Below are 25368 nucleotides of genomic sequence, written 5' to 3'. Positions count from 1 at the left end.
CCGGACGATCCGGGGGCGGCCGGAGGACCCGGTGCGCCCCGCGACCCCGGTCCCGTCCTCCGACGGGACCGCTTCCGACACCCCGGCCGAACGGACCCCCCTGGAGGCGGTACGCCCATGACCAGCATCGTCGTGCTCGGCAGCACGAACATGGACCTCGTCACCCGAGTGCCCAGGGCCCCGGCCCTCGGCGAGACGGTCACCGGCCGCTCCTTCCGCACGGTCCCCGGCGGCAAGGGCGCCAACCAGGCCGTCGCCGCCGCCCGCGCGGGCGGCGAGGTGGCGATGATCGGCGCGGTCGGCACGGACGACTTCGGGGGACGGCTCCGGGCCACCCTGGAGCACTGCGCGGTGGACACCGACCTCCTGCGCACCGTCGAGGGCTCCTCCGGCACCGCCCACGTCGTCGTGGACGACGAGGGGGGCAACGCGATCGTCGTCGTCCCCGGGGCCAACGGGACCGTCACCGGCCTCTCCCACGGCGACGAGGCCCTCATCGGCACCGCCGACTTCCTGCTCCTCCAGCTCGAACTCCCCCTCTCCGCCGTCGTGGCGGGCGCCGCCGCCGCCCGCCGGCTCGGCGTCCGCACCGTCCTCACCCCCGCCCCCGCGCGGCCCCTCCCGCCCGGCCTCCTCGCCGCCACCGACCTGCTGGTGCCGAACGAGCACGAGGCGGCCGCCCTCACCGGCCTCGCCGATCCGCGCGCCGCCGCCGAGGCCCTGCTGCGGGACGTGCCCGCGGTGGTCGTCACCCTGGGCGCGGCCGGCAGCCTGTACGCGGCGCGCGGCGCCGAACCGGTCGTGGTGCCCGCCCCGCGCGTCCGGGCCGTGGACACCACCGGGGCGGGCGACACCCTCGCCGGCACCCTCGCGGTCGCCCTCGGCGAGGGCCGGCCCGTCCCGGAGGCCCTCGCCTGGGCGCAGACCGCCGCCGCCCTCTCCGTCCGGCGCGAGGGCGCGTCGGCCTCGATGCCGTACCGCGTCGACATCGAGGCCGCCTTCCGCTCCCCCGAGACCCTGGAGGCCGATCCCGTATGACCGTCCACGCGCCGGACAGCACGGACGGCACCCGGCCGCCGGTCCCTCCGTCCCCGCCGCTCCCCTCCACGGGCTGCGCGCCCCGGACCTGGCGCCCCTCTTCGCCGGCTCCGTGGCGGCCATGACGCCGGGCGGCTCCGGCGCCGGCGTCGTCGAGGTGGACCGCCCCCGCAGGCCCGGTCCGTCCCGGGGCCACGGTCCCGCCAAGGACGGCGTCGGCCTGCGGTGGAAGGTCCTCGGCCGCAACAGGCGGACGATCGCCCTCGACCTGTCCGCGCCCGGCGGGCCCGCCCTCGCCGCGCGGGCGGCCCGTCCCGGTCCCGTGGCCCCGGTGCCGTGAGGGGGCCGCCGCTCCCGGCCTCCGGACCTCCCCGTACGCGGAAAGGGCCGCCGGGACCCCTCGGTCCCGACGGCCCTTCCGGTCACGGCCGGTCAGCTCCTGCCCGCGCCGTGCTCCACGTCCTTGTCGAGGCCGACCCGGCCGGAAGTCCCGTCGGGGGCTCCGGGAGAGGTGTCCTCCGGCCCGGCGTCCGCCGCGTCCCGCGCGTCGTCCTCCGCCCCGGCGCCGGCGCCGGCGGCCTTCCCGGTCCCGGACGGCTCCGTCTCCGTCGCCTTCTCCTCCGCGGCCTTCTCGTCCTCCGCCTTCTTGACGGCCCCCGGCTCCACGACCTCCTCGCGTCCCGGCCGCATCCGCGACGAGAGCACGATGTAGAGCACCGCGAGCACGAAGACGACGATCGCCGTCCACACGTTCAGGCGCAGGCCGAGGATGTGGTGCGCCTCGTCCACGCGCATGTACTCGATCCAGCCGCGCCCGGCGCAGTAGGCGGCGACGTACAGGGCGAAGGCGCGTCCGTGGCCGAGTGCGAAGCGGCGGTCGGCCCAGACGACCAGGAGGGCGACGCCGACGCACCACAGCGACTCGTACAGGAAGGTCGGGTGGTAGAGCCCGGCCTCGCGGTTCGCGCTCTCGGTGATCTTCAGGGCCCAGGGCAGGTCGGTCGGCCGGCCGTACAGCTCCTGGTTGAACCAGTTGCCCCAGCGGCCGATGGCCTGGGCGAGGGCGATGCCGGGCGCGATGGCGTCGGCGTACGCGGGGAGCGGGATGCCCCGGCGGCGGCAGCCGATCCAGGCGCCCACCGCGCCGAGCGCGATGGCGCCCCAGATCCCGAGGCCGCCCTGCCAGATCTTGAAGGCGTCGACCCAGTTCTCACCCTCGCCGAAGTACAGCTGGTAGTCGGTGATCACGTGGTAGAGGCGTCCGCCGACGAGGCCGAAGGGCACCGCCCAGACGGCGATGTCGGCCACGGTGCCGGCGGTGCCGCCCCGGGCGATCCAGCGCTTGTTGCCGTACCAGACGGCGACGAAGACACCGATGATGATGCAGAAGGCATAGCCGCGCAGCGGGATCGGTCCGAGGTGGATCACGCCGGTCGACGGGCTGGGAATGTAGGCAAGGTCCATGGCAGGTCCGACGCTACCCTGCCGGCCGGGCGGGACGGCAGTCCGTCCGGCAACTTCTGGGTAACTAACCGTGCCGGGCCGCCCCCGGCGGAGGTGGACCGGGGGCGGCGGACCGGGGGGCGGGCCCGGCCGGGGCGGCTCAGCCGGCCGGCGGGGAGGCCGTGCCGGGCTTCTTGCCCTTGTTGGCCTCGGCGACCCACTTCTTCAGGTTCTCCGGGGAGATCTGCTCGTTCCCCTTCGTGGGGAAGACCGGCTCCCCGTTGAGGAGCACGGTCGGGGTGCCCCGGAAGCCGCCCTTCTGGAACGCCTCGTTGGACTTCTTCACCCAGCCGTCGTGCGTGCCGTTCTCCACGCAGCCGCGGAACGCCGGGGTGTCGAGTCCCGGCACCTTCGCCGCCAGCTCGATCAGCCTCTCGTTCTTCCCGAAGGCGTCGTCGGTCTCCTGCGGCTGGTTCATGTAGAGGACGTCGTGGTACGCGGTGAACTTCCCCGCGTCCTGGGCGCACGCGGCGGCGTTCGCCGCGCGCAGGGAGCCGCTGCCGCCCATGTTCCCGTCGATGAGGGTGGCGAGGTGGTACTCCGCCTTGAGGGCGCCGGACGCCTCCAGCTCGTGGATGGAGTCCCGCATGACGTTCTCGAACTGGGCGCACGCCGGGCAGCGGAAGTCCTCCCAGACGGCGAGGGTGGACGGGGCGTCCGCCTTGCCGGTGGGGATGGCGGGCTTGTCGTCCTCGACGGAGCCGGTCGGCGCGACCACCGGGCCGGCCGCGCCGGACTCTCCCCCGTCCTTGCCGGCGTTGGCGGCGATCACGCCGACGACCGCCGCCAGGGCGAGGACGCCGACCACCGCCGACGACACGATCAGGACGCGTCGCTGCCTCTCGCGGGCCTTGTCGCGCTCGCGCTGCTGCTGAAGGCGCTCCCGCGCGTTCCGGTTACCGTCACCACGGTTGTTCTCGCTCACGTCCTGGGAAACGAACCGGGGAGGCGCGTACGCGCCTCCCCGGTCCGGATCCATCCGAACGGGTTACGGAGCGCGGCGGACGCCCTCGGCGAGTTCGGTCGCCAGTTCCCTTACGGCGGCGAGTCCGGCGGCCTCGTCGCCCTCGGCGTCCAGGATCCGCTTCACGAAGGCGGAGCCGACGATGACGCCGTCGGCGAAGGCGGCGACCTCCCTGGCCTGGGCGGCGTCGGACACCCCGAGGCCGACGCAGACGGGGAGGTCCCGGCCGGGGGCGACGGCGGCCCGGGTGCGGCGGACGAGGTCGGACGCCTGCTCGCCGACCGACGCGCGGGTGCCGGTGACGCCCATGAGCGAGGCGGCGTAGACGAAGCCGGACCCGGCCGCCGTGATGGTGGCGAGGCGCTCGTCCCTGCTGCTGGGCGCGACGACGAAGACGGTCGCGAGGCCGTGCTTCTCCGCGTGCTCGCGCCAGAGCGCGGACTCCTGGACCGGAAGGTCGGGCAGGATGCAGCCCGCGCCGCCGGCGGCGGCCAGTTCCTCGGTGAAGCGCTCCACGCCGTACCGGTCGATCGGGTTCCAGTAGGTCATGACGAGGACCGGCTTCCCGGTGGCCCCGTGGGCCTCGCGGACCGTGCGCATGACGTCGGCGATCCTGACGCCGCCGCGCAGCGCGATGTCGTCGGCGGTCTGGATGACCGGGCCGTCGAGGACGGGGTCGCTGTGCGGGAGGCCGACCTCGACGACGTCGGCGCCGCCGTCGAAGACGGCCTTGACGGCCGCGATGCCGCCGTCGACGGTCGGGAAGCCGGCCGGGAGGTAGGCGATGAGCGCGGCCCGGTTCTCCGCCTTCGCGGCGGCGAGGGTGTCGCTCAGCAGGTCGATGTTGCCGCTCACTCGGCGTCCCCCTCGATCTCGGCGGTGTCGTCGGCGCCGGCGTCGGCGGCGACCTCGGCGTCGGTGTCGTACAGGTCGAAGTAGCGGGCGGCCGTGTCCATGTCCTTGTCGCCGCGTCCGGAGAGGTTGACGACGATCAGGCCCTCGGGGCCCAGCTCCCCGCCGACCTCGATCGCCCCGGCGAGGGCGTGCGCCGACTCGATGGCCGGGATGATGCCCTCGGTGCGGGAGAGCAGCCGCAGCGCCCGCATGGCGGCGGCGTCGGTGACGGCCCGGTACTCGCCGCGTCCGCTGTCCTTGAGGTACGCGTGCTCGGGGCCGATGCCGGGGTAGTCCAGGCCGGCCGAGATGGAGTACGGCTCGGTGATCTGGCCCTCCTCGTCCTGGAGGACGTAACTGCGCGAGCCGTGCAGGATGCCGGGCTCGCCGGCGGTGAGGGTGGCCGCGTGCTCGCCGGTCCCGATGCCGTGGCCGGCCGGCTCGCAGCCGATCAGGCGCACGCCGGCGTCCGGGACGAAGGCGTGGAAGAGGCCGATGGCGTTGGAGCCGCCGCCGACGCAGGCGATCGCCGCGTCGGGGAGGCGTCCGGCGCGCTCCAGGACCTGGCGGCGGGCCTCGACGCCGATGACGCGGTGGAAGTCGCGGACCATGGCGGGGAAGGGGTGGGGGCCGGCGACGGTGCCGAAGAGGTAGTGCGTCCGGTCGACGTTGGCCACCCAGTCGCGGAACGCCTCGTTGATGGCGTCCTTGAGGGTGCGGCTGCCGGACTTCACGGCGACGACCTCGGCGCCGAGCATCCGCATCCGGGCCACGTTGAGCGCTTGGCGCCGCGTGTCGACCTCGCCCATGTAGATGGTGCAGTCGAGGCCGAAGAGGGCGCAGGCGGTGGCGGTGGCGACGCCGTGCTGTCCGGCGCCGGTCTCCGCGATGACCCGGGTCTTGCCCATGCGCTTGGTCAGGAGGGCCTGACCGAGCACGTTGTTGATCTTGTGCGAGCCGGTGTGGTTGAGGTCCTCCCGCTTGAGGAAGATCCGGGCTCCGCCGGCGTGTTCGGCGAACCGGGGGACCTCGGTGAGGGCGCTCGGGCGGCCCGTGTAGTTGACCATCAGGTCGTTGAGCTCGCGGGCGAACCCGGGGTCGGACTTGGCCTTGTCGTACGCGACGGCGACCTCGTCCACGGCGGCGACGAGCGCCTCCGGGATGAACTTGCCGCCGTAGGCGCCGAAGTAGCCCTCGGCGGTGGGGACCTGGCCCTCCAGGTCGGGGATGAAGAACTCGCTGGACATGCGGTTGCTCCTCGCGGGGCGGGTGCCCCGGAATCACGTGCGGGTGGTGGTCACGGTAGGCGCGCGAGCCGCTCGCGCGCGTACGGCGGGGCCGGTGCGCGGTCCGTGGCCGGCCCGCTCGCCGGGGGACGGCCGTCCCCCGGGACGGGGGAACGGGCCCACGGGAGGGCGGGGCGGACGGAGGTGCGGGAGACCGGGCCGGAACGCCGTGGCCGGGACGTGTGCGGCGGTGGCCCCGTCCGCCAGGAGAGGGCGGGCGGGGACTCCGGGAACACGTCCTAGACGGTGTCGCCGTGCGTGAGGGCGCGCGAGGGGCGCGGGCGCCATCGCATGCCGTTGACCTGGCCGGGCTCGTCGCCGATCACGTACCGCACCCGGCGGCCGAGGACCCGGCGGGCGGGTGCGCGGCAGCCGCGCGGGCGGCAGCCCCGGGCCAGGGGGGCGTGCGCGGGGAGGGGGGCGGCGGCGGTGCGGAGCCGGGCGCGGCGCCCGGGTGCCGACGGCACGGCGGCGTTCCCCCGGGCGGCGCCCGGGGGTGTCGGCGTGTCGCGGCGGGGGGTCACGGTCCGGTCAGCTCCGGCCGTGCCGGAGGGCCGGGTGGGCGCCGGCGGCGACGAGGTCCGCGACGGCGGTCTTCGGGTCGCGGCCGGTCACCAGGGACTCGCCCACGAGGACGGCGTCGGCGCCCGCGTTGGCGTAGGCGATCAGGTCGTGCGGGCCGCGGACGCCGGACTCGGCGACCTTGACGATGTGCGCGGGGATCTCGGGGGCGACGCGCTCGAAGGTGGAGCGGTCGACCTTGAGGGTCTTGAGGTTGCGGGCGTTGACGCCGATGATGCGGGCGCCCGCCTCGACGGCGCGCTCGGCCTCCTCCTCGTCGTGCGCCTCGACCAGCGGGGTGAGCCCGATGGACTCGGCCCGCTCGATGAGGGAGACGAGGGCCTCCTGCTCCAGGGCGGCGACGATGAGCAGCGCGAGGTCCGCCCCGTACGCGCGGGCCTCCCAGAGCTGGTACGCGGTGACGATGAAGTCCTTGCGCAGGACCGGGACGTCCACCTTGGCGCGGACGGCCTCCAGGTCCGCGAGCGAGCCGCCGAAGCGGCGCTCCTCGGTGAGGACGGAGATGACGGCCGCGCCGCCCGCCTCGTAGTCCGCGGCCAGGGCGGCCGGGTCGGCGATCGCGGCGAGCGCGCCCTTGGACGGGCTGGAGCGCTTGACCTCGCAGATCACCTTGACGCCGTCCCCGCGCAGTGCGGCGACGCCGTCCTTGGCCCGCGGCGCCCTGGCGGCGCGCTCCTTGAGCTCGTCGAGGGTGACCCGCGCCTGCCGCTCTGCGAGGTCGGCGCGGACGCCTTCGATGATCTCGTCGAGCACACTCACGCGAGGGGCCCCCTTCCGGGACGGTGGTGATGATGAAGCGGGTTCAGCCACATCGATCCTATCCGCAGGACGGCCCCGGGCCCGCATCGGCCGGAGTCGCGTCCCACGTGCTGGGACGTTCCGCCGGGGCCCGGCGGGGCCTCAGGGGGCCAGCGCGGAGCCGAAGGGGAGGTTGCGGACCAGGGTGAACACGACGAGGACGGTTCCGGCCGCCCACCACAGGGCCGGGGGGACCGTGGGGCGCGTGGGCAGTCCCCGGAAGGCGCGAACCAGCCACACGGCGGCGAAGACCGCGAAGAGGGCGTAGCCGGCGACGGCGAGGGCGTTGGAGCCGAGGGCGGCCGGGAGGTCGCCGTGGGCGAAGGCGTGGGCGCTGCGGAGTCCGCCGCAGCCGGGGCAGTAGAGGCCGGTGAGACGGAGCAGCGGGCAGACGGGGTAGTGCCCGGGTTCGTTGGGGTCGACGGCGCCGACGTACGCGAACGCCGCGACGACTCCGGCGACGGTCCCCGCCGGCGCGAGGAGCCGGCGCGCCCGCGACGGGGGCGGCGGGGGCACGGAACCGGTGCCCGGCCGGGGTCCGGCGGCGGCCGTCCCGGGGTTTCCGGTATTCGTGCCGGTGGGTTCGGCCGACCGGGTGCGGGGGGCGGGGCCGGTCGCTGGCTCGGGTGTCGGGTGCGGGTCCACGCGGTGATTCTCGCCCCTGACGCGCGGGGGCGCAGCCCGGCCGTGCCGGGTTGCGCCCTCGGGTGCGTGGAGCGGTGTCAGTGACGGGCCCGCGCGGAGGTGGTCGCGACCTCGCGGGCGGCGGCCACGTCGGCCGACTCCTTCGGCATGCCGAGGCCCGCGATCTTCATCGCCCCGCCGACGACGCCGCCGAGCAGGACGACGCCGATGCCCGCCCAGAAGCCGGGCGCGTTGGCGGCCACCATGAAGACCCCGGCGATGCAGAAGCCGATGAAGGAGATGATGACACCGGTCCAGGCGGCCGGGGTGTGTCCGTGGGCGCTGCCCGCCATGAGTTGCTCCTCGTTGCTGTTGCTCGGTGGTGAGGTCTCGCGTGCGCGGACACTCGGCGCTCATTGTCCCGCACGCGGGGTCGCGAGGGTGAATCGGGGGTGCCGGGACGATCACGCGTCGCGGCCGGCCTCCGGGTCACGCGCCGCGGGTGGGGTCCTCGCCGCGGTCCAGGGCCTTCCACAGGTCCTCGGGCCGGTCCGGGTCGGTGACGGGGGCCGCGCGCCCGGCGCGGGGGGCGCCGGTCCGCTCGTAGCGGCCGCCCATGGCGGGCCAGCTCCCGCCGAAGCGGAGCGCGAGGAGGCCGGCGAGCAGGAGGAGGGCGGCGCCCGCGGCGGTCACGTACGGCCAGGCGGTGTGCGTCAGGCCGGCCACGGCGGCGGAGGTGTCGCCGCTGATCCGGGCGGCCTCGGCGTCCAGGGCGGCCCGGTCGGAGGCACCGAGGAGGGCGGCGAGGACGGCGCCCGCGCCGCTCAGCGCGAGGAGCGCGGAGACGAGGGCGCGGCCGGTGCGGCGGACCGCGAAGACGGCGAAGAGCGCGGCGAGGCCGACGATCGCGAGGGCGGTCGGCACGCCGGTGACGGTGCCGCCGTCGGCCTCGACGGGGACGCTGCCGCCGCCGACGGACGCGGTGCCCTCCGCCCAGGTCTGTCCGGCGGAGAGCAGGACGACGGTGGCGCCGAGGGCGCCGAGGAGGAGGGCCGCGGCCAGGCTGCGACGACCGCCGGAGGGGGCGGCCGCGCGGGCGGCCCGGGGCTGGGGTGCGGGTACGGGTACGGCGCTCACGTACCCACTATCCCCCACGGGCTCAGGAGCCGTTCATCCGGTTGGCGGTGTGGACGGCCCGGAGGACGGCCGCGGCCTTGTTGCGGCACTCGTCGTCCTCGGCCGCCGGGTCGGAGTCGGCGACGACGCCCGCCCCGGCCTGCACGTACGCGGTGCCGTCGCGGAGCAGGGCGGTGCGGATGGCGATGGCGGTGTCCGCGTCGCCGGCGAAATCGAGATAACCGACACATCCGCCGTACAGGCCGCGCCGGGAGGGTTCCAGCTCCTCGATGATCTGCATGGCGCGGGGCTTGGGGGCGCCGGAGAGCGTCCCGGCGGGGAAGCAGGCGGTGAGGACGTCGAAGGCCGTGCGGTCCGGCGCGACCCGGCCGGTCACGGTGGAGACGATGTGCATGACGTGGGAGTAGCGCTCGACCGACATGAAGTCCACGACCTCCACGGAGCCGGGCACGCAGACCCGGCCGAGGTCGTTGCGGCCGAGGTCCACGAGCATGAGGTGCTCGGCGCGCTCCTTGGGGTCGGCGAGCAGCTCCTCGGCGAGGTCGTGGTCCTCCTGCGGGGTGGCGCCCCGGCGCCGGGTGCCGGCGATGGGGTGGAGCAGCGCCCGTCCGTCCTCGACCTTGACCAGGGCCTCGGGGCTGGACCCGACCACGTCGAAGCCGTTCTCGAAGCGGAAGAGGTACATGTACGGGGAGGGGTTGGTGGCCCGCAGGACCCGGTAGACGTCGAGCGCGGAGGCGGTGCAGGGGGTCTCGAACCGCTGCGAGGGCACCACCTGGAACGCCTCGCCCGCCCGGATGCGCTCCTTCACGTCCTCGACGGCGTCCTGGTAGGCCCGGCCGCCCCAGAGGGCCGAGTACGCGGGGAGCTCGGAGGCGGGCAGGGCGGTGGGGGCGGCCGCGACCGGGCGGGCCAGGTCGGCCTCCATCGCGTCGAGGCGGGCGACGGCGTGCGCGTACGCCTCGTCGACGCCGGTCTCCAGGTCGTTGTGGTTGATCGCGTTGGCGATCAGGAGGACCGTGCCGTCCCGGTGGTCCAGGACCGCGAGGTCGCTGGTGAGGAGCATGGTCAGCTCGGGGAGTTCCAGGTCGTCGCGGCCGTGCTCGCCGATCCGCTCCAGGCGGCGGACGATGTCGTAGCCGAGGTAGCCGACCATGCCGCCGGTGAAGGGGGGCGGTCCGCCGTCGAGCAGGGCGTCGAGGTCGCGGGGGGTGTGGAGGGCCTCGACGGTGGCGCGCAGGGCCCGGAGGGGGTCGCCGTCCGTGGGGACGCCGACGGGCGGGGTGCCGAGCCAGTGGGCCTCGCCGTCCTTCACCGTCAGGGTGGCGTCGCTGCGGACCCCGACGAAGGAGTAGCGGGACCAGGAGCGCCCGTTCTCGGCGGATTCGAGGAGGAAGGTGCCGGGGCGTTCGGCGGCGAGCTTGCGGTAGAGCCCGACCGGGGTGTCGCCGTCCGCGAGGAGTCTGCGGCCGACGGGGATGACGCGGCGGTCGGCCGCCAGCTTGCGGAAGGTCTCGAGGTCCATGGCACCGGACCTTACTGGGACACGGGGAGCACGTCGGCGTCGAAGCAGGTGCGGGCGCCGGTGTGGCAGGCGGCTCCGACCTGGTCGACCTTGACGAGGAGGGTGTCGGCGTCGCAGTCGAGGGCGACGGACTTGACGTGCTGGACGTGGCCGGAGGTGTCGCCCTTGACCCAGTACTCGCCCCGGCTGCGGGACCAGTAGGTGCAGCGGCCGGTGGTGAGGGTGCGGTGCAGGGCCTCGTCGTCCATCCAGCCGAGCATCAGCACCTCACCGGTGTCGTACTGCTGGGCGATGGCGGGGACGAGCCCGTCCGGGCTGCGCTTGAGCCGGGCGGAGAGGGACGGGTCGAGGTTGCTGCTCATGGCGCCATTGTGCCGCGCCCGGGGGCGGTGGCCGGCGGGGCGTCCACTGGGCGGACCGCCGGCGTCCGCCGTAGGCTGGCGGACATGTCGACCCATGCCAAACGTGAACGGCTTCTGCTGGCTGATCTGTTGGAAGCGGCCGGTCCGGACGCGCCGACGCTCTGCGAGGGCTGGCGGACCCGGGACCTCGCGGCCCATGTGGTGGTGCGGGAGCGCCGCCCGGACGCGGCGGCCGGTTCGCTCGTACCGGCGCTGAAGGACCGGCGGGACCGGGTGCAGGCGGAGTTCGCGGACAAGCCGTACGAGGAGCTGATCCGGCTGATCCGGACGGGTCCGCCGAAGTTCTCGCCCTTCGCCGTCAAGCAGGTGGACGAGGGGGCGAACGTGGTCGAGTTCTACGTGCACGCGGAGGACGTGCGGCGGGCGCAGCCCCACTGGTCGCCCCGTGAGCTCGACCCGGTCTTCGCGGACGTCCTCTGGTCCCGTCTGGAGCGTTCGGCCCGTCTTCTGGGCCGCAAGGCCCCGGCGGGGCTGGTGCTGCGCCGCCCGGACGGCCAGACGGTGGTCGCCCGCAAGGGCACCCCGGTGGTGACGGCCTCCGGGGAGCCGGGCGAGCTGACGATGTACCTGTACGGGCGCCAGTCGGCGGCGAAGGTGGCCCTGGAGGGCGAGCCCGAGGCGATCGAGCGGCTGCGGGAGACGAAGCGGCTCGGCATCTGAGGATCAGCCCCGGGGCAGTTCGGCGTGGCGCAGGGCCGGGACCGCGAGGGCGTACACGCCCGACAGGGCGCAGACGGCGGCGCTGACGACGAAGACCGGGCCGGGGCCCCAGAGGCCGACGGCGGCCCCGGTGAGCGGGAAGCTCAGCGGGGCGAGCCCCAGGCTGCACAGGCTCGCGACGGCGGAGACGCGGCCGAGGTACGCGGGGGCGCACTCGGTCTGGAGGAGGGCGCCGGCCAGCGCTCCGGAGAGCCCGGCGAGCAGGCCGACGGAGAGCGCGAGGAGCACGGCGGCCGGCAGCAGCGGGGCGTGGGCGAGCGCGCCGATCGAGACGGCGCCGAGGACCATGGTCGGGCCGAGGACGGCTCCGGCGCGCGGGACCCGGCCCTTGACGCCGAGCAGCAGCGAGGAGGCCGCCGCGCCCGTCCCGAAGCCGGCGAGGACCCAGCCCATGCCGGAGGCGCCCCAGCCGCGCTGGTCGGCGAGGAGCGCGAGGCCGACGTTGAGCGGGCCGACGAAGCCGAGGTCGCTGAGCGCGATGACGATCATGAGGGGCCCGAGGATCCGGTGGCCGCGCAGGTAGCGCAGGCCGTCGGCGAGGTCGCCGAGGGCGGTGTTCTTCCCGGTCCGCGCCTCGGCGTCGGCCGGCAGCGGGTTCAGGCGCAGGCCGAGCAGCAGGGGCAGGGAGAGCGCGAAGAGCGCCCCGGCGGCCGCGAACGCGCCGCCCGGTCCGCCGAGGGCGACCGCGAGGCCGCCGAGCGGGGCGCCGAGGACGGCCCCGGCGCGCTGGCCGAGGCCGCGCATGCCCTGGACGCGGGCGAGCTGGTCGCGCGCGGCCAGCCGGGGCGGCAGGGCGCCGACGGCGGGCAGGAAGAGGGCGTCGAGGACGCCGAAGACGAGGGCGACGGCGGCGAGCACCCAGAGGGCGGGCGCGGTGACCAGGACGAGCGCGGCCAGGGCGAGGACGACGAGGCAGCGGGCGCCGTCGGAGGCGATGACGACCCGGCGGGGGCCGAAGCGGTCCGCGACCACTCCCCCGCCGAGCATCAGCAGGGCCCGGGGCACGGCGGAGACGGCCATCACGAGTCCCGCCTCCGCCGGGGTGCCGCCGCGGACGGCGGCCCAGGAGAGGGCCAGGTGGTAGACGCTGTCGCCGAGGGTGGAGGCGGTGTAGGCGCCGAGCCAGCGCAGGACCCGGGGGTCGCGGTGGGCGGGCCGCGACGGGGCGGCGGCGAGGACGGCGGCGGTCACGGGCGGTAGGGGAAGCCGTGGATGTGGACGGCGACGTTCTCGCGGCCCTCGGTGTCGCCGGCCTCTTCGGCGGCGCGGGCCCGCTGGTCGTACTTCCTGACGACGGCGTCCAGTTCGGCGGCGAGTGCGGCGAGTTCGGGGGCGGTGAGGCGGGGCAGCCACTCGGAGCCGGTGGAGGCGGAGCGCCACGCGTCGGACCAGGTGTGCCGCTCGTCGAGGAAGCGGGCGTACATCGCGTTGCGCTGCTCCTCGACCGTACGGCTGAAGGCGGTGCTCGCGGCGACGAGTTCGGGGGCGTCGCGCATGTCCTCGTCGTGGATGCCGAAGCCGTAGGAACTGGGCTGCCACCAGCGCTCGCGGCCGTCCGGGGAACGGACCTCGGCCTCCTCGATGAGGCCGTGGTCCGCGAGCTTGCGCAGGTGGTAGCTGACGAGGGAGACGGCCTCGTCGACCTGGTCCGCGAGCTGGGAAGCGGTGGCGGTGCGGGCCGTGAAGAGGGCGCGGTAGAGGCGCATGCGCAGCGGGTGCGAGATGGCCTTGAGGGTGCCGAGGTCGGTGATCCGGCGATGCTCCGGTGGGGTCATGCCCCGACCCTAGATACGAAAGAAAAGTTGCGCAACTAAAATTGCGAAATAAATGTTGCACGTTCTGGCGCGAAGAAGGGCCCCCGAAGGGGCCCTTCCGAGAAGCGGAACCAGGGCTCAGCGGACCGGGTGGCCCGCCTCCCGCAGCGTCTCCTTGACCTGCCCGATCCGCAGGTCGCCGAAGTGGAAGACGGAGGCCGCGAGCACCGCGTCCGCGCCCGCCGCGACGGCCGGCGGGAAGTCGGAGAGCCTGCCCGCGCCGCCGGAGGCGATCACCGGCACGGTCACGTGCTCGCGCACGGCCGCGATCATCCCGGTGTCGTAGCCGTCCTTCGTGCCGTCCGCGTCCATCGAGTTGAGCAGGATCTCGCCCGCGCCCAGCTCGGCGGCGCGGTGCGCCCACTCGACGGCGTCGATGCCGGTGCCCCTGCGGCCGCCGTGCGTGGTGACCTCGAAGGAGCCGGTCGCGGTGCGGCGCGCGTCCACGGACAGGACGAGCACCTGGCGGCCGAAGCGCTCCGCGATCTCCCGGATCAGCTCGGGGCGCTCGAGGGCGGCGGTGTTCACGCCGACCTTGTCGGCGCCCGCCCGCAGCAGCTTGTCCACGTCCCGCGCCGACCGCACGCCGCCGCCGACCGTGAGCGGGATGAAGACCTGCTCGGCGGTGCGGCGCACCACGTCGTAGGTGGTCTCCCGGTTGCCGGAGGAGGCGGTGATGTCGAGGAAGGTCAGCTCGTCGGCGCCCTCGGCGTCGTACAGCCGGGCCATCTCGACGGGGTCGCCCGCGTCCCGCAGGTTCTGGAAGTTGACGCCCTTGACGACCCGGCCGTCGTCCACGTCCAGGCAGGGGATGACCCGTACGGCGAGGCTCACGCGCCCTCTCCCCCCTGCTCCTGGGGGCGGTACGCCTCGACCTCTACCTCCACGACCAGGCTGGGGTCGACGAAGCCGGAGACGATGATCATGGAGGCTGCCGGACGCACGTCCTCGAACAGCTCCTTGTGGGCGCGGCCGACCTCCTCTATGTCCCGGGCGTGGGTGAGGTACATCCGGGTGCGGACGACGTGCTCGGCGCCCAGGCCGAGCCGCCCCAGCGCGTCGAGGGCCACCCGGAAGGAGTTGACCGTCTGCTCGTAGGGGCCGCCCTCGGCGATCTGGCCGCCGACCACGGAGGTGCAGCCGGAGACCAGGACCAGGCCGTTGGGCAGCTCCACCGCGCGCGAGTAGCCGAACTGGTCCTCCCAGGGGGCGCCGGTGGCGATCTTGCGGAGCTCCCCCGTCATGACCGGGCCACCGTTTCGAGCGCCTCTTCGAGGGTGAAGGCCCCCGCGTACAGCGCCTTGCCGACGATCGCGCCCTCCACGCCCAGCGGGACCAGGCCGGACAGGGCCCGCAGGTCGTCCAGGGAGGAGACCCCGCCGGAGGCGACGACGGGCTTGTCGGTGGCCGCGCAGACGTTCTTCAGGAGTTCCAGGTTGGGGCCCTGGAGGGTGCCGTCCTTGGCGATGTCGGTGACGACGTAGCGCGCGCAGCCCTCGGAGTCGAGCCGGGCGAGCGTCTCGTACAGGTCGCCGCCGTCGCGGGTCCAGCCCCGGCCGCGCAGGGTCGTGCCGCGCACGTCGAGGCCGACGGCGATCCTGTCGCCGTACTCGGCGATGACCTTGGCGACCCACTCGGGGGTCTCCAGGGCGGCGGTGCCGAGGTTGACGCGGGTGCAGCCGGTGGCGAGGGCGGCGGCGAGCGAGGCGTCGTCGCGGATGCCGCCGGAGAGCTCGACCTTGATGTCCATGGCCCCCGCGACCCCGGCGACCAGCTCGCGGTTGTCACCGGTGCCGAAGGCCGCGTCGAGGTCGACCAGGTGCAGCCACTCGGCGCCGGAGCGCTGCCAGGCCAGGGCCGCTTCGAGCGGGGAGCCGTAGGAGGTCTCGGTGCCGGACTCGCCGTGCACGAGGCGGACGGCCCGGCCGTCGCGGACGTCCACGGCGGGGAGGAGTTCGAGGGTGCTCACAGGGTTCCGATCCAGTTGGTGAGGAGCTGGGCTCCGGCGTCGCCGGACTTCTCGGGGTGGAACTGGGTGGCCCACAGGGCGCCGTTCTCGACGGCCGCGACGAACGGCTCGCCGTGGGTGGCCCAGGTGACCCTGGGCGCGCGGATGTTGGGGTTGCCGACCTCCAGGGACCACGCGCGCACCGCGTAGGAGTGCACGAAGTAGTACCGGGCGTCGGCGTCGAGCCCGGCGAACAGCTCGCTGTCCGCAGGGGCCTCGACGGTGTTCCAGCCCATGTGGGGGACGACGGGGGCGTCCAGCGGCTCGACGGTGCCGGGCCACTCGTCGAGCCCCTCGGTCTCCACGCCGTGCTCGATGCCCCGGGCGAAGAGGATCTGCATGCCGACGCAGATGCCCATGACGGGGCGGCCGCCGGCGAGGCGGCGGCCGACGATCCAGTCGCCGCGGGCCTCCCTGAGCCCCTTCATGCAGGCGGAGAAGGCGCCGACGCCGGGGACGAGGAGCCCGTCGGCGTTCATCGCCGTCTCGTAGTCGCGGGTGATCTCGACGTCGGCGCCGACGTGGGCGAGCGCGCGCTCGGCGGAGCGCACGTTGCCGAAGCCGTAGTCGAAGACGACGACCTTCCTGGGGCTTCCGGCCGCGCTCATGCCCACACGTCCAGACGGACCACACCGGCGGCGAGGCACATCGCGGCGCCGAGGGAGAGGAGCACGATCAGGCCCTTGGGCATCTTCTGTTTGGCGAAGGAGTAGATGCCGCCGAGCAGGAAGAGTCCGACGACGATCAGGACGGTGGAGAGGCCGTTCACGACTAGAGGGCGCCCTTCGTGGAGGGGAGGATGCCGGCGGCGCGCGGGTCGCGCTCGGAGGCGTAGCGGAGGGCACGGGCGAGGGCCTTGAACTGGCACTCCACGATGTGGTGGGCGTTGCGCCCGTACGGGACGTGGACGTGCAGCGCGACCTGGGCCTGGGCGACGAAGGACTCGAAGATGTGGCGGGTCATCGTCGTGTCGTACGAGCCGATCATCGGTGCCATGTTCCCGGGCTCGGTGTGCACGAGGTACGGGCGGCCGGAGAGGTCGACGGTGACCTGGGCGAGCGACTCGTCCAGGGGGACGGTGCAGTTGCCGAAGCGGTAGATGCCGACCTTGTCTCCGAGGGCCTGCCGGAAGGCGGCGCCGAGGGCGAGGGCGGTGTCCTCGATGGTGTGGTGCGTGTCGATGTGCAGGTCGCCGTCGGTCTTCACGGTGAGGTCGAACAGACCGTGGCGGCCGAGCTGGTCGAGCATGTGGTCGTAGAAGCCGACCCCGGTCGACACGTCGACCTTTCCGGTGCCGTCGAGGTCGATCTCGACGACGACGGAGGTCTCCTTGGTGGCGCGCTCAACGCGGCCTACGCGGCTCATCGTTCCTGCTCCTTCATCACTTCACGGACCGCGTCGAGGAACGCGTCGTTCTCTGCGGGGGTGCCCGCGGTGACCCGCAGCCGCCCCGGTACGCCGTTGTCCCGGACCAGGACGCCCCGGTCGAGGATCCTCCGCCAGGCGGCGTGGGCGTCGGGGAACCTCCCGAACTGCACGAAGTTGGCGTCGGACTCCGTGACCTCGCAGCCGATCGCCCGCAACTCGGTGACCAGCCGGTCGCGTTCGGCCTTGAGCTGCTCGACGTACCCGAGGAGGGTGTCGGTGTGCTCCAGGGCGGCGAGCGCGGTGGCCTGGGTGACGGCGGAGAGGTGGTACGGGAGGCGGACCAGCTGGACGGCGTCGACCACGGCCGGGTGGGCGGCGAGGTAGCCGAGGCGGAGTCCGGCGGCGCCGAACGCCTTGGACATGGTCCGGGAGACCACCAGGTGCGGGCGGCCCTCCAGGAGGGGCAGCAGCGAGGCGTGGTGGCTGAACTCGACGTACGCCTCGTCCACGACGACCATCGAGGGGCCGGCCGCCTGGGCCGCCTCGTACAGGGCGAGGACGGTGTCGGCCCCGACGGCGGTGCCGGTGGGGTTGTTGGGCGAGGTGACGAAGACGACGTCCGGGCGGTGCTCGGCGATCGCCTTCCGCGCGGCCGCCACGTCGAGGGTGAAGTCGTCGTTCCGGGGTCCGGAGATCCAGCCGGTGCCGGTGCCGCGGGCGATCAGGGCGTGCATCGAGTACGAGGGCTCGAAGCCGATCGCGGTGCGGCCGGGACCGCCGAAGGTCTGGAGCAGCTGCTGGAGGACCTCGTTGGAACCGTTGGCCGCCCAGACGTTCTCGGCGGCGACCGGGTGCCCGCCGGTGCGGGTGAGGTAGCGGGCCAGCTCGGTGCGCAGTTCGACGGCGTCGCGGTCGGGGTAGCGGTTGAGGCCGCGGGCGGCCTCGGCGACGCGTTCCGCGATCCGGGCCACCAGCGGTTCGGGCAGCGGGTACGGGTTCTCGTTGGTGTTCAGCTGGACGGGGACGTCGAGCTGGGGGGCGCCGTAGGGGGTCTTGCCGCGCAGTTCGTCGCGGACGGGCAGGTCGTCGATCCCGGTCACTTGCCCTCCGGCACCTTCCACCCGAAACGGGCCTTGATCGCCGCGCCGTGGGCCGGCAGGTCCTCGGCCTCCGCCAGGGTCACCACGTGGTGGGCGACGTCCGCGAGGGCGTCGCGCGTGTAGTCCACGATGTGCACCCCGCGCAGGAAGGACTGCACGGAGAGGCCCGAGGAGTGGCAGGCGCAGCCGCCGGTGGGCAGGACGTGGTTGGAGCCGGCGCAGTAGTCGCCGAGGGAGACGGGGGCCCAGGGGCCGACGAAGATCGCGCCGGCGTTGCGGACGCGGTCCGCGACGGCGGCGGCGTCGGCGGTCTGGACCTCCAGGTGCTCGGCGCCGTACGCGTCCACGACCCGGAGGCCGTCCGCGAGGTCGCGGACGAGGACGATCGCGGACTGGCGGCCGGCCAGGGCGGGGACGATCCGGTCGTCCACGTGCTTGGAGGCGGCGACCTGGGCCTTCAGCTCGGCCTCGGTGGCCTCGGCCAGCTCCTCGGAGTCGGTGACGAGGACGGAGGCGGCCATCGGGTCGTGCTCGGCCTGGCTGATGAGGTCGGCGGCGACGTGCACGGGGTCGGCGGTGGAGTCCGCGAGGATCGCGATCTCGGTGGGCCCGGCCTCGGCGTCGATGCCGACGCGGCCCTTGAGGAGGCGCTTGGCGGCGGCCACGTAGATGTTGCCGGGGCCGGTGACCAGGTTGACGGGGGCGCAGCCGGGCCCGTCGGCCGTGCCGGCGCCGTCGAGGGTTCCGTACGCGAACATGGCGACGGCCTGGGCGCCGCCGGCGGCGTAGACCTCGTCCACCCCGAGCAGGGCGCAGGCGGCCAGGATCGTCGGGTGCGGCAGGCCCCCGAACTCCTTCTGCGGGGGCGAGGCGACGGCGATGCCCTCGACGCCGGCCTCCTGGGCCGGGACGACGTTCATCACGACGGAGGACGGATAGACGGAACGGCCGCCCGGCACGTACAGGCCGACGCGCTCGACGGGGATCCACTTCTCGGTGACGGTGCCGCCGGGGACGACCTGGGTGGTGTGGGTGGGGCGGCGCTGCTCGCGGTGGACGAGGCGGGCGCGGCGGACGGACTCCTCCAGGGCGGCGCGGACGGCCGGGTCCAGTTCGTCGAGGGCGCGGGCGAGCTCCTCGGCGGGGACGCGCAGGGACCCGACCCGCACGCCGTCGAATCTCTCGCCGTACTCGATCACCGCCGCCGCGCCGCGATGCCGTACGTCCTCGCAGATCGGCCGCACCTTCTCCAGGGCGGCTTCCACGTCGAACTCGGCACGGGGCAGCAGGTCGCGCAGGGCGGAACCCTCGGGAAGGGCCTCGCCGCGCAGATCGATTCGAGAGATCACGGGTCAATTCTCTCAGACGGCCCACGGCACCGGACGCCCGTATCACTGGCTGATACACGCCCCACTGGCGTCTTGTCGCCACTCCTGACCGTTAGCGTTCAGCCCGTCACACAGCGGGAAGAACGGCTGTACGAATCCACGGAACCCGGGGAACGGAGCCGTGGGTACGGATCGTGGAAAGCGAGGGGGCGGCAGTGACCGAGCCGCACGAGAACGGGATGCCGGACGACCTCACGGACCCGGAGCGGGCCCTGTGGCGGGCGTTCCGCGTGGGCGGGACGTGCGACCTGACGGAGGGGGTCGCGGAGCGGGACGACCCGTTCGGGGGATGGGAGTGGGGAGAGGAGCGGAGCGTGCGCGCCGAGGTGCTGGCGCTGCTGCTGCTCGCCGGACCGCCGGCCCTGTCCGGCCGGGTGGCGGCGCTGAAGCTGTACGGGGCCCGGGTCACCGGCGTGCTGGACCTGGCGGGCGGGGCCATAGGGCCGTACGTGGAGCTGCGCGGCTGCCGGTTCGACGGCGAGGTGATGGTGCCCGAGGCCCGGTTCGGCACCCTGCGGATGGTCGAGTGCGCGCTGCCGCGTCTGGAGGCGGCCCGGCTGCACACGGAGGGGGACCTGCACCTGCCGCGCTGCCGGGTGCGGTGGGGCATCCGGCTCACCGACGCCCAGATCGGCACGGATCTGCTGATCAGCGAGATCCAGGTGTGGCCGGACCAGCGGGGGCGGGCGATCACGGCGGACGGGATGGTGGTCGCCCAGGACCTCCAGGCCGAGCGGATCGAGACGTACGGGGAGGTGAGTCTGCGCGGGGCGCAGGTCGGGGTCTCGCTCAACCTGCGGGGCAGCGTGCTGCGCGCGGCGCGGGACCGCCGCGCGCTCAACGCCCCGCAGCTGACGGTGGAGCGCACGCTCTACCTGAACGCGGCGTGGGTGCGCGAGGTCGCCGAGGGCACGGTCGACTCGGCGGTCACCCCGCCGTACGGGATCGGGCCCGCCCCGGGGACCCGGAACAAGCCGACCGAGTTCCACGGCGGGGTGCGGCTCGACGACGGGCGGTTCGGCGACGCGGTGGACCTGAAGCACGCCCGGTTCCTGCTGGACGGCTCCCGCCGCGAGGAGGTGTCGCTGCGCCGGATCACCACGCCGGAGCTGCGGTTCAACGGGGAGCGGCCGGAGGAGGGGCGGGTGGTGCTCAACGGGGCCAAGGTCGTCACGCTCCTCGACATGTGGAGCAGCTGGCCGGGCCCCGGCGGCCTGGCGATGGGCGGCTTCGTCTACGAGAACCTGGTGCCCTACGAGCGCTTCCCGCTGTCGCTCCGGCTGGAGTGGGTGGCGGCGGCGACCCCGGAGTACGCCCCCGAGCCGTACGAACGCCTCGCGACGGTGCTGCGCAACAGCGGCGAGGACGCCGACGCCCGTGAGGTGCTGCTCGCCAAGCAGCGGCGCAGACGGGAGACGCTGCCCCTGGCCGGGAAGCTCTGGGGATACCTCCAGGACTGGGCCGTGGCGTACGGCTACCGGCCGGGGCGGGCGGCGCTGTGGATGGCGGTGCTGTGGGCGGCGGGCACGGTGGCCTTCTCCCGCTACCACCCGGTGCCGCTGAAGGCGGACGAGGCGCCCGAGTGGAACGGCTCGCTGTACGCGCTCGACCTGCTGCTGCCGGTGATCAACCTGGGTCAGGAGGGCTACTGGCGCCTGGAGGGCGTCTGGCAGTGGGTGGTGGCGGGGCTGATCCTGCTGGGCTGGATCCTGGCGACGACGGTGGCGGCGGGCGCGACCCGGCTGCTGAGCAGGGGCTGAGAGCGCCCCGGGGACGGGGGCCCGCGCGGGAGGGCGCCGCGCGGAGGGGGGCGGAGCCCCGTGCGGGGGTGTCGCGGGGAGGGGGGCGGAGTCCGCGCGGGAGGGCGCCGCGGAGAGGGGGCGGAGCCCACGCGGGAGGGCGTCGCGGAGAGGGTGTGGAAGCTGTCACGACGGGGTGAGGGAGCTGTCGTGACCGGGTGGACTCGGCTGCCGCGGCGGGCGGGCCCGGGGGACAATACGTCACACCATGTCCTTGTTCCGCACCCTGGTCGGCGCCGTCCGTTCGGTCCGGCACGCTCCCCGGCTCGCGGCCGGGCTCGTGCCGGACGACGAGGTGCTGCTCGACGCCCCGGACGCGCGGCTCGCCCCCGCCCTGGTCGCCGCCGCCCTGGCCGATCCCGACCCCGCGGCGAAGCTGCTCGCCACCACCCGGGACGCCGCGGAGTGGGAGGACCGCGACCGGTACGTCGTCCGGCTGGCCGCCTTCGCGTACCGGAGGGACGAGTGGCTGGCCCGGTGGGTCTCGGCCGCGCCCCACGACCCCGACGCCCTCCTGGTCACGGCGCAGCTCGCCGTCCGCAGGGCGTGGGAGTCCCCGGCGCGGGCCGAGCGGCTGCGCGAGCTGGACCCGCTGGTCCGGGCGGTCGCCGAGGAGGCGGGGCACGACCCGGTGCCGTGGCGGCTCGCCCTGGACCACGCGCGCGGCGCGCAGGCCGGGCCCGCCGTCTTCGAGACGCTCTGGGGGCAGGCCGTGCGCCGCTCCCCGCACCACTACGGCTCCCACGTCGCGGCGCTGAAGTACCTGTCCGCCCAGGGGTACGGCTCGCACCGCGCCGCCTTCGACTTCGCCGAGCGGGCCGCCGACGACGCCGCCCCGCACTCCCTCGTCCGGGCGCTGCCGGTCCGCGCCGCCCACGACGCGCTGCGGGCGGAGCCGGAGCGGGACGGGTCCGGGCCCCCGGACCGGGTGGACCGGGCGGCGGACCGGGCCCTGGCCCTGTCGGCGGCGTTCCCGGCGGGCGACCCCTGGCCGGCCGAGGTCCGCAACCTGCTCGCGCACGTCCTCGTGGAGCGGGGCCGGTGGGCGGAGGCGCGGGAGGAGTTCGGCCGGATCGGCCCGTACGCGACCTCGTTCCCGTGGGGGTGCGCGGGGGACGCCGTACCGGAGGACCCGCCCCCGGGCCCCCGGCCCCGCCCGGCCAGGAGGGACCCCCTCCTGCGTTTCCTGGCCGCGCGGGACCGGACGCGGGTCGAGCTGGCCCGCCGGACGCCCCTCCGGGAGCCCCGTCGCGGACGGGCCGGACGGGACGGGCCCGTCGGCCATTAGGCTGGCCGCTGTGACCACCGCCCGCATGCCCCTCTTCCCGCTCAACGCGGTGCTGTTCCCCGGCCTCGTCCTGCCGCTGAACGTCTTCGAGGAGCGTTATCGCGCCATGATGCGCGAGCTGCTCACGATCGACGAGCCGGAACCGCGCCGTTTCGCCGTCGTGGCGATCCGCGACGGCCACGAGGTCGCGCCGACCGCGCCCGGACTGCCGGACCCGACGGCGCTGCCCGCCAGGGGCCCGGCCGCCGGGTTCGGTCCCGACCCGCTCCGGTCCTTCCACCGGGTGGGCTGCGTCGCCGACGTGGCGAGCATCCGGGAGCGTGCCGACGGCAGCTTCGAGGTGATGGTGACCGGCACGTCCCGGGTGAGGCTGCTGTCGGTCGACGCGAGCGGTCCGTTCCTGGTGGCCGGGGTCGAGGAGATCCCGGAGGAGCCGGGCGAGGAGCCGGGCGCGCTCGCCGAGGTGGTGCTGCGGGCCTTCCGGAACTACCAGAAGCGGCTGGCGGGGGCCCGGGAGCGGTCCCTGACCACGAGCGAGCTGCCGGACGACCCGTCGGTGGTGTCGTACCTGGTCGCGGCGGCGGCGATGCTCGACACGCCGTCGAAGCAGCGGCTGCTCCAGGCCCCGGACACGGCGACGCGGCTGCGCGAGGAGCTGTCCCTGCTGCGCGCGGAGACGGCGGTGCTGCGGCACCTGCCGTCGCTGCCGATGGTGGACCTGACACAGGCTCCGACGTACCCGAACTGAGCCGGTCCCGGCGGCCGGGAGGGCCGGGCCGGGGAAGAGGTCGAGGAAGGACGCGTGGCGGAGAACGTGGTGAAGAAGCAGAAGAAGAACGGCGGGGGCACCCCGGCGACGGTGGCCCTGACGGCGGCCGGCACCCCGTTCACCGTGCACGCCTACGCGCACGACCCGGCCTCCCCCTCGTACGGCGAGGAGGCGGCGGAGGCGCTGGGCGTCTCCCCCGAGCGGGTGTTCAAGACGCTGGTGGCGGACGTCGACGGGGAGCTGACGGTCGCGGTGGTCCCGGTGGCGGGCAGGCTGGACCTGAAGGCGCTGGCCTCGGCGGTCGGCGGCAAGCGCGCGGCGATGGCCGATCCGGCGGTGGTGGAGCGCACCACGGGCTACGTGCGGGGCGGCATCTCCCCCCTGGGGCAGCGCAAGCGGCTCCGCACGGTCCTCGACGCCTCGGCCTCCGGTCACGCGACGATCTGCGTCTCGGCGGGCCGGCGCGGCCTGGAGGTGGAGCTCTCCCCGGGGGACCTCGCCGCCCTCACCTCGGCGGTCGTGGCCCCGATCGGCCGCGTCTGACCCTCCCGGGGCCGGTGGTCCTCAGGCCGCTCCCGGACCGGGCCCGGGGGCGGTGGTCCCCAGGCCGTTCCCGGGGCCGGCCCCGGGAGCGCCGTCCTCCGGCCGGTCCCAGGGGTCGGGGTCGCGGGGGCCGAGGACGGCCGTCAGGACCAGGTGGACGATCACCGCCGCGAGCGGCCAGGCCAGCAGCGCGGCGGCCCCCAGGTTCAGCTTCAGCGGCGCGTCGAAGACGACACCGGGACCGACCGCCTTGGCGCGGGCGATCACGTCCGGGCCCGCGCCGAAGTACGTCCCCACCTTCCACGCGAGCAGCGAACCCAGGACGCCGCCCGCCGCCAGGCCGAGCACCGGCGGGATCCCGCCCCGGCGGCGCAGCAGGAAGACGACGAGCCCGGCGACCGCGCCGAAGGCCAGGGCGAGCAGGACGAACGTGCCGTCCCCGCCGATCGCCGCCTCCCCCTCGGAGTTCCGCAGGTAGATCCCCTTGCCGTCCGAGACGAGCGGGACGCGCGGGGCCAGGTTCAGCCACAGCACTCCGAGCAGCGCGCCCGCGACCGCCGAGACGACGGTCACCGCGGCACCCAGGACGACCTCGGCCGCCGTGATCGGGTCGCCCTCCGGGCCGAGCGGCGGCGGGGGCGGCGGGGGCCAGTCGGGGTCGTGCGGCCGTGGCTGGTGGGGCGGAGTCAGAGGTGCGGTCACCCCGACATCGTGCCAGGTGCTCCGGTGTCCCGCCTCAGCGGACGACGGCCCGCCGGTACGCCCGGGTGGCGACCGCGAGCGAGGCCGCGCCGACCGCGCCGCAGACGGCGAGGTCGAGGCCGACGGCCGCCCAGTCGGGGTGCGGGACGAAGGTGCGGGCCAGGGCCTCCACGCCGTACGTGGACGGCAGCAGGTCCCGCGCCCAGCCGAGGGGGCCCGGCAGCCGTTCCGCCGGGAGCACGCCCAGGAGCAGCGCCGCCGACATGCCGAGCTGGCCGAGCAGGGTGGCCAGCTCCTGCCGGGGCGCGAGGAGGCCGAGGGCCGCGCCGAGCCCCGCGAGGGCGGCGCCGGAGAGCGGGACGACGGCGGCGAGGACCCACAGGTGGCCGAGCGGGAGGCCGAAGAGGACGGAGCCGACGACGGCGGTGACGGCGGTCCCGGGCACGGTGAAGGAGGCGTACGCCCCGGCCGCGCCGAGCACGACGGCGGCGGGCGGCACGGGCAGGGTGGCGTAGTGGTCGAGGCCGCCGGTGGCCCGCAGCTGCCCGAAGTACTGGGCGAGCAGGTTGAGCGCGACGAAGGCGACGACGAGGACGGTGGAGCCGGCCACGACGGCCCGCGCCTCGGAGCCGCCGTCGACGACCCCGCGCATCAGGACCATGATCCCGATCGACTGGAAGGTGGCCACGAAGAGCAGCGGGATGCGGGCGACGCGGGCCCGGGAGAGCTGGGCGCGGTAGACGGCGGCCATGGACGGCAGCAGCCGGGCGCGGGGGGCGAGGGGCGCGGCGGTCCCCTCGCCGTACGGCCGGCGGGCCGGCGCGGGTGCCGGCAGGACCTCGGCGGGCACGGTGCTCACTGCGGACAGCTCCTGACGGTCACGTACGGAACGCGGGGGGCCGCGTGCGGGACGCGGCCGGCGCCGGGGGCGCGGGAGGGGTCCCGGGAACCGGGACGGCGGACCGCCCCGGAGGGACCGGAGGGACCCGTACGACCGAAGGGTCCCGTACCGGCGGAGGGACCCGTACCGGCGGACGGACCGGCGGAAGCGGCGGGGGCGTTCGGACCGGCGGAAGCGGCCGGGGCGGGAAGCGCG

Annotated in this window: 30 protein-coding genes; 7 read left to right on the top strand and 23 right to left on the bottom strand. The window is 75.0% G+C overall.

The window, feature by feature from the left end; translation table 11 throughout:
- The first annotated feature begins 117 nt into the window (after positions 1-117).
- Both ACFYZY_RS09760 and ACFYZY_RS09755 read left to right on the top strand, forming a co-directional pair.
- On the top strand, positions 118-1038 hold the full coding sequence (locus ACFYZY_RS09760; RefSeq protein ID WP_388691560.1) for a ribokinase: 921 nt from the start codon (positions 118-120) through the stop codon (positions 1036-1038).
- A 121-nt stretch (positions 1039-1159) separates the two neighbouring features.
- Positions 1160-1378: a CoA transferase gene (locus tag ACFYZY_RS09755; protein WP_388691952.1), complete on the top strand. Its 219-nt coding sequence runs from the start codon at positions 1160-1162 to the stop codon at positions 1376-1378.
- A 92-nt stretch (positions 1379-1470) separates the two neighbouring features.
- On the opposite strand, the gene lgt is transcribed toward ACFYZY_RS09755, so the two are convergent.
- From lgt to hisI, 11 genes are all read right to left on the bottom strand, one after another.
- Positions 1471-2502, bottom strand: coding sequence for a prolipoprotein diacylglyceryl transferase (gene lgt / locus ACFYZY_RS09750; protein WP_388691558.1), 1032 nt, complete (start codon positions 2500-2502; stop codon positions 1471-1473).
- Between the two features lie 139 nt (positions 2503-2641).
- Positions 2642-3466, bottom strand: coding sequence for a DsbA family protein (locus ACFYZY_RS09745; RefSeq protein WP_388691555.1), 825 nt, complete (start codon positions 3464-3466; stop codon positions 2642-2644).
- Positions 3467-3529: 63 nt separating this feature from the next.
- A complete protein-coding gene (trpA, locus tag ACFYZY_RS09740) occupies positions 3530-4360 on the bottom strand; it encodes a tryptophan synthase subunit alpha (RefSeq protein ID WP_388691552.1) in 831 nt (276 codons plus the stop codon).
- Positions 4357-5646, bottom strand: coding sequence for a tryptophan synthase subunit beta (trpB, locus tag ACFYZY_RS09735; protein WP_388691550.1), 1290 nt, complete (start codon positions 5644-5646; stop codon positions 4357-4359). Before trpB ends, trpA begins: the two co-directional genes overlap by 4 nt.
- Positions 5647-5924: 278 nt before the next feature.
- Positions 5925-6152: a tryptophan biosynthesis modulator TrpM gene (gene trpM, locus ACFYZY_RS09730; protein ID WP_388691547.1), complete on the bottom strand. Its 228-nt coding sequence runs from the start codon at positions 6150-6152 to the stop codon at positions 5925-5927.
- 64 nt (positions 6153-6216) lie between these two features.
- Entirely contained in the window at positions 6217-7026 is an 810-nt protein-coding gene (trpC, locus tag ACFYZY_RS09725) for an indole-3-glycerol phosphate synthase TrpC (protein ID WP_388691544.1), read from the bottom strand.
- 141 nt (positions 7027-7167) lie between these two features.
- Positions 7168-7581, bottom strand: a complete 414-nt coding sequence (locus tag ACFYZY_RS09720; protein ID WP_388691542.1) for a DUF2752 domain-containing protein — start codon at positions 7579-7581, stop codon at positions 7168-7170.
- Between the two features lie 206 nt (positions 7582-7787).
- Positions 7788-8042 (bottom strand): HGxxPAAW family protein, encoded by a 255-nt coding sequence (locus ACFYZY_RS09715; RefSeq protein ID WP_388691539.1) that lies wholly within the window; start codon positions 8040-8042, stop codon positions 7788-7790.
- 136 nt (positions 8043-8178) lie between these two features.
- Positions 8179-8826, bottom strand: coding sequence for a TIGR02234 family membrane protein (locus ACFYZY_RS09710; RefSeq protein WP_388691537.1), 648 nt, complete (start codon positions 8824-8826; stop codon positions 8179-8181).
- Positions 8827-8848: 22 nt separating this feature from the next.
- Entirely contained in the window at positions 8849-10351 is a 1503-nt protein-coding gene (locus ACFYZY_RS09705; RefSeq protein ID WP_388691534.1) for an anthranilate synthase component I, read from the bottom strand.
- An 11-nt stretch (positions 10352-10362) separates the two neighbouring features.
- Positions 10363-10713: a phosphoribosyl-AMP cyclohydrolase gene (hisI, locus tag ACFYZY_RS09700; protein WP_388691531.1), complete on the bottom strand. Its 351-nt coding sequence runs from the start codon at positions 10711-10713 to the stop codon at positions 10363-10365.
- Between the two features lie 84 nt (positions 10714-10797).
- On the opposite strand from hisI, the gene ACFYZY_RS09695 reads away from it, so the two are divergent.
- Positions 10798-11433: a TIGR03085 family metal-binding protein gene (locus ACFYZY_RS09695; RefSeq protein ID WP_388691528.1), complete on the top strand. Its 636-nt coding sequence runs from the start codon at positions 10798-10800 to the stop codon at positions 11431-11433.
- Between the two features lie 3 nt (positions 11434-11436).
- On the opposite strand, the gene ACFYZY_RS09690 is transcribed toward ACFYZY_RS09695, so the two are convergent.
- The 10 genes from ACFYZY_RS09690 to hisD all read right to left on the bottom strand — a co-directional run bounded on the left by ACFYZY_RS09690 (position 11437) and on the right by hisD (position 19132).
- On the bottom strand, positions 11437-12684 hold the full coding sequence (locus ACFYZY_RS09690) for an MFS transporter (RefSeq protein ID WP_388691525.1): 1248 nt from the start codon (positions 12682-12684) through the stop codon (positions 11437-11439).
- Positions 12681-13268 (bottom strand): ArsR/SmtB family transcription factor, encoded by a 588-nt coding sequence (locus ACFYZY_RS09685; protein WP_388691522.1) that lies wholly within the window; start codon positions 13266-13268, stop codon positions 12681-12683. Before ACFYZY_RS09685 ends, ACFYZY_RS09690 begins: the two co-directional genes overlap by 4 nt.
- A 117-nt stretch (positions 13269-13385) precedes the next feature.
- Positions 13386-14141, bottom strand: coding sequence for an imidazole glycerol phosphate synthase subunit HisF (gene hisF, locus ACFYZY_RS09680; RefSeq protein WP_388691520.1), 756 nt, complete (start codon positions 14139-14141; stop codon positions 13386-13388).
- Positions 14138-14551, bottom strand: coding sequence for a RidA family protein (locus ACFYZY_RS09675; protein WP_388691517.1), 414 nt, complete (start codon positions 14549-14551; stop codon positions 14138-14140). Before ACFYZY_RS09675 ends, hisF begins: the two co-directional genes overlap by 4 nt.
- The gene (gene priA / locus ACFYZY_RS09670; protein ID WP_388691515.1) at positions 14548-15276 is read right to left on the bottom strand and encodes a bifunctional 1-(5-phosphoribosyl)-5-((5-phosphoribosylamino)methylideneamino)imidazole-4-carboxamide isomerase/phosphoribosylanthranilate isomerase PriA; all 729 of its coding nucleotides are present in this window, start codon (positions 15274-15276) and stop codon (positions 14548-14550) included. Before priA ends, ACFYZY_RS09675 begins: the two co-directional genes overlap by 4 nt.
- The gene (gene hisH, locus ACFYZY_RS09665; RefSeq protein WP_388691512.1) at positions 15273-15923 is read right to left on the bottom strand and encodes an imidazole glycerol phosphate synthase subunit HisH; all 651 of its coding nucleotides are present in this window, start codon (positions 15921-15923) and stop codon (positions 15273-15275) included. Before hisH ends, priA begins: the two co-directional genes overlap by 4 nt.
- Positions 15920-16084 carry a hypothetical protein gene (locus ACFYZY_RS09660; RefSeq protein ID WP_388691510.1) on the bottom strand — a complete coding sequence of 55 codons (165 nt, stop codon included), beginning with the start codon at positions 16082-16084 and terminating at the stop codon, positions 15920-15922. Before ACFYZY_RS09660 ends, hisH begins: the two co-directional genes overlap by 4 nt.
- Positions 16085-16086: 2 nt before the next feature.
- Positions 16087-16680: an imidazoleglycerol-phosphate dehydratase HisB gene (gene hisB / locus ACFYZY_RS09655; RefSeq protein WP_388691507.1), complete on the bottom strand. Its 594-nt coding sequence runs from the start codon at positions 16678-16680 to the stop codon at positions 16087-16089.
- Positions 16677-17783, bottom strand: coding sequence for a histidinol-phosphate transaminase (locus ACFYZY_RS09650; protein WP_388691504.1), 1107 nt, complete (start codon positions 17781-17783; stop codon positions 16677-16679). The genes hisB and ACFYZY_RS09650 overlap by 4 nt, the downstream gene beginning before the upstream one ends.
- Complete coding sequence (hisD, locus tag ACFYZY_RS09645; RefSeq protein ID WP_388691502.1) at positions 17780-19132, bottom strand: histidinol dehydrogenase; 1353 nt, start codon at positions 19130-19132, stop codon at positions 17780-17782. Before hisD ends, ACFYZY_RS09650 begins: the two co-directional genes overlap by 4 nt.
- Before the next feature lie 194 nt (positions 19133-19326).
- Between hisD and ACFYZY_RS09640 the strand changes: the two genes are divergently transcribed.
- The 4 genes from ACFYZY_RS09640 to ybaK all read left to right on the top strand — a co-directional run bounded on the left by ACFYZY_RS09640 (position 19327) and on the right by ybaK (position 23570).
- Positions 19327-20931 (top strand): oxidoreductase, encoded by a 1605-nt coding sequence (locus tag ACFYZY_RS09640; protein WP_388691499.1) that lies wholly within the window; start codon positions 19327-19329, stop codon positions 20929-20931.
- Between the two features lie 247 nt (positions 20932-21178).
- Entirely contained in the window at positions 21179-22258 is a 1080-nt protein-coding gene (locus ACFYZY_RS09635; protein WP_388691496.1) for a hypothetical protein, read from the top strand.
- 10 nt (positions 22259-22268) lie between these two features.
- Positions 22269-23006 carry an LON peptidase substrate-binding domain-containing protein gene (locus tag ACFYZY_RS09630; protein WP_388691494.1) on the top strand — a complete coding sequence of 246 codons (738 nt, stop codon included), beginning with the start codon at positions 22269-22271 and terminating at the stop codon, positions 23004-23006.
- A gap of 66 nt (positions 23007-23072) precedes the next feature.
- Positions 23073-23570, top strand: coding sequence for a Cys-tRNA(Pro) deacylase (ybaK, locus tag ACFYZY_RS09625; protein ID WP_388691949.1), 498 nt, complete (start codon positions 23073-23075; stop codon positions 23568-23570).
- A gap of 21 nt (positions 23571-23591) precedes the next feature.
- Here the strand turns inward: ybaK and ACFYZY_RS09620 are convergent, their stop codons facing one another.
- Together ACFYZY_RS09620 and ACFYZY_RS09615 are read right to left on the bottom strand one after the other, a co-directional pair.
- Positions 23592-24272, bottom strand: coding sequence for a DUF2567 domain-containing protein (locus ACFYZY_RS09620; protein WP_388691492.1), 681 nt, complete (start codon positions 24270-24272; stop codon positions 23592-23594).
- 34 nt (positions 24273-24306) lie between these two features.
- Positions 24307-25131 carry an ABC transporter permease gene (locus ACFYZY_RS09615; RefSeq protein WP_388691489.1) on the bottom strand — a complete coding sequence of 275 codons (825 nt, stop codon included), beginning with the start codon at positions 25129-25131 and terminating at the stop codon, positions 24307-24309.
- Positions 25132-25368 lie beyond the last annotated feature (237 nt).

The organism is Streptomyces sp. NPDC001744, assembly GCF_042892575.1.
In the GTDB taxonomy this organism is placed as follows: Bacteria; Actinomycetota; Actinomycetes; order Streptomycetales; family Streptomycetaceae; genus Streptomyces.
The sequence above is the reverse complement of the archived record's forward strand: the minus strand, read 5'-3'. Positions and strand labels throughout refer to the sequence as shown.

Excerpts from the sequence above, each read along its gene's own strand:
- lgt (WP_388691558.1), bottom strand. The coding sequence starts at position 2,502 with ATGGACCTTGCCTACATTCCCAGCCCGTCGACCGGCGTGATCCACCTC.
- ACFYZY_RS09635 (WP_388691496.1), top strand. The coding sequence starts at position 21,179 with ATGTCCTTGTTCCGCACCCTGGTCGGCGCCGTCCGTTCGGTCCGGCAC.
- hisB (WP_388691507.1), bottom strand. The coding sequence starts at position 16,680 with ATGAGCCGCGTAGGCCGCGTTGAGCGCGCCACCAAGGAGACCTCCGTC.
- ACFYZY_RS09685 (WP_388691522.1), bottom strand. The coding sequence starts at position 13,268 with ATGACCCCACCGGAGCATCGCCGGATCACCGACCTCGGCACCCTCAAG.
- ACFYZY_RS09675 (WP_388691517.1), bottom strand. The coding sequence starts at position 14,551 with ATGACGGGGGAGCTCCGCAAGATCGCCACCGGCGCCCCCTGGGAGGAC.
- hisI (WP_388691531.1), bottom strand. The coding sequence starts at position 10,713 with ATGAGCAGCAACCTCGACCCGTCCCTCTCCGCCCGGCTCAAGCGCAGC.
- ACFYZY_RS09695 (WP_388691528.1), top strand. The coding sequence starts at position 10,798 with ATGTCGACCCATGCCAAACGTGAACGGCTTCTGCTGGCTGATCTGTTG.
- hisH (WP_388691512.1), bottom strand. The coding sequence starts at position 15,923 with ATGAGCGCGGCCGGAAGCCCCAGGAAGGTCGTCGTCTTCGACTACGGC.
- ACFYZY_RS09760 (WP_388691560.1), top strand. The coding sequence starts at position 118 with ATGACCAGCATCGTCGTGCTCGGCAGCACGAACATGGACCTCGTCACC.
- ACFYZY_RS09705 (WP_388691534.1), bottom strand. The coding sequence starts at position 10,351 with ATGGACCTCGAGACCTTCCGCAAGCTGGCGGCCGACCGCCGCGTCATC.
- ACFYZY_RS09715 (WP_388691539.1), bottom strand. The coding sequence starts at position 8,042 with ATGGCGGGCAGCGCCCACGGACACACCCCGGCCGCCTGGACCGGTGTC.
- ACFYZY_RS09755 (WP_388691952.1), top strand. The coding sequence starts at position 1,160 with ATGACGCCGGGCGGCTCCGGCGCCGGCGTCGTCGAGGTGGACCGCCCC.
- trpB (WP_388691550.1), bottom strand. The coding sequence starts at position 5,646 with ATGTCCAGCGAGTTCTTCATCCCCGACCTGGAGGGCCAGGTCCCCACC.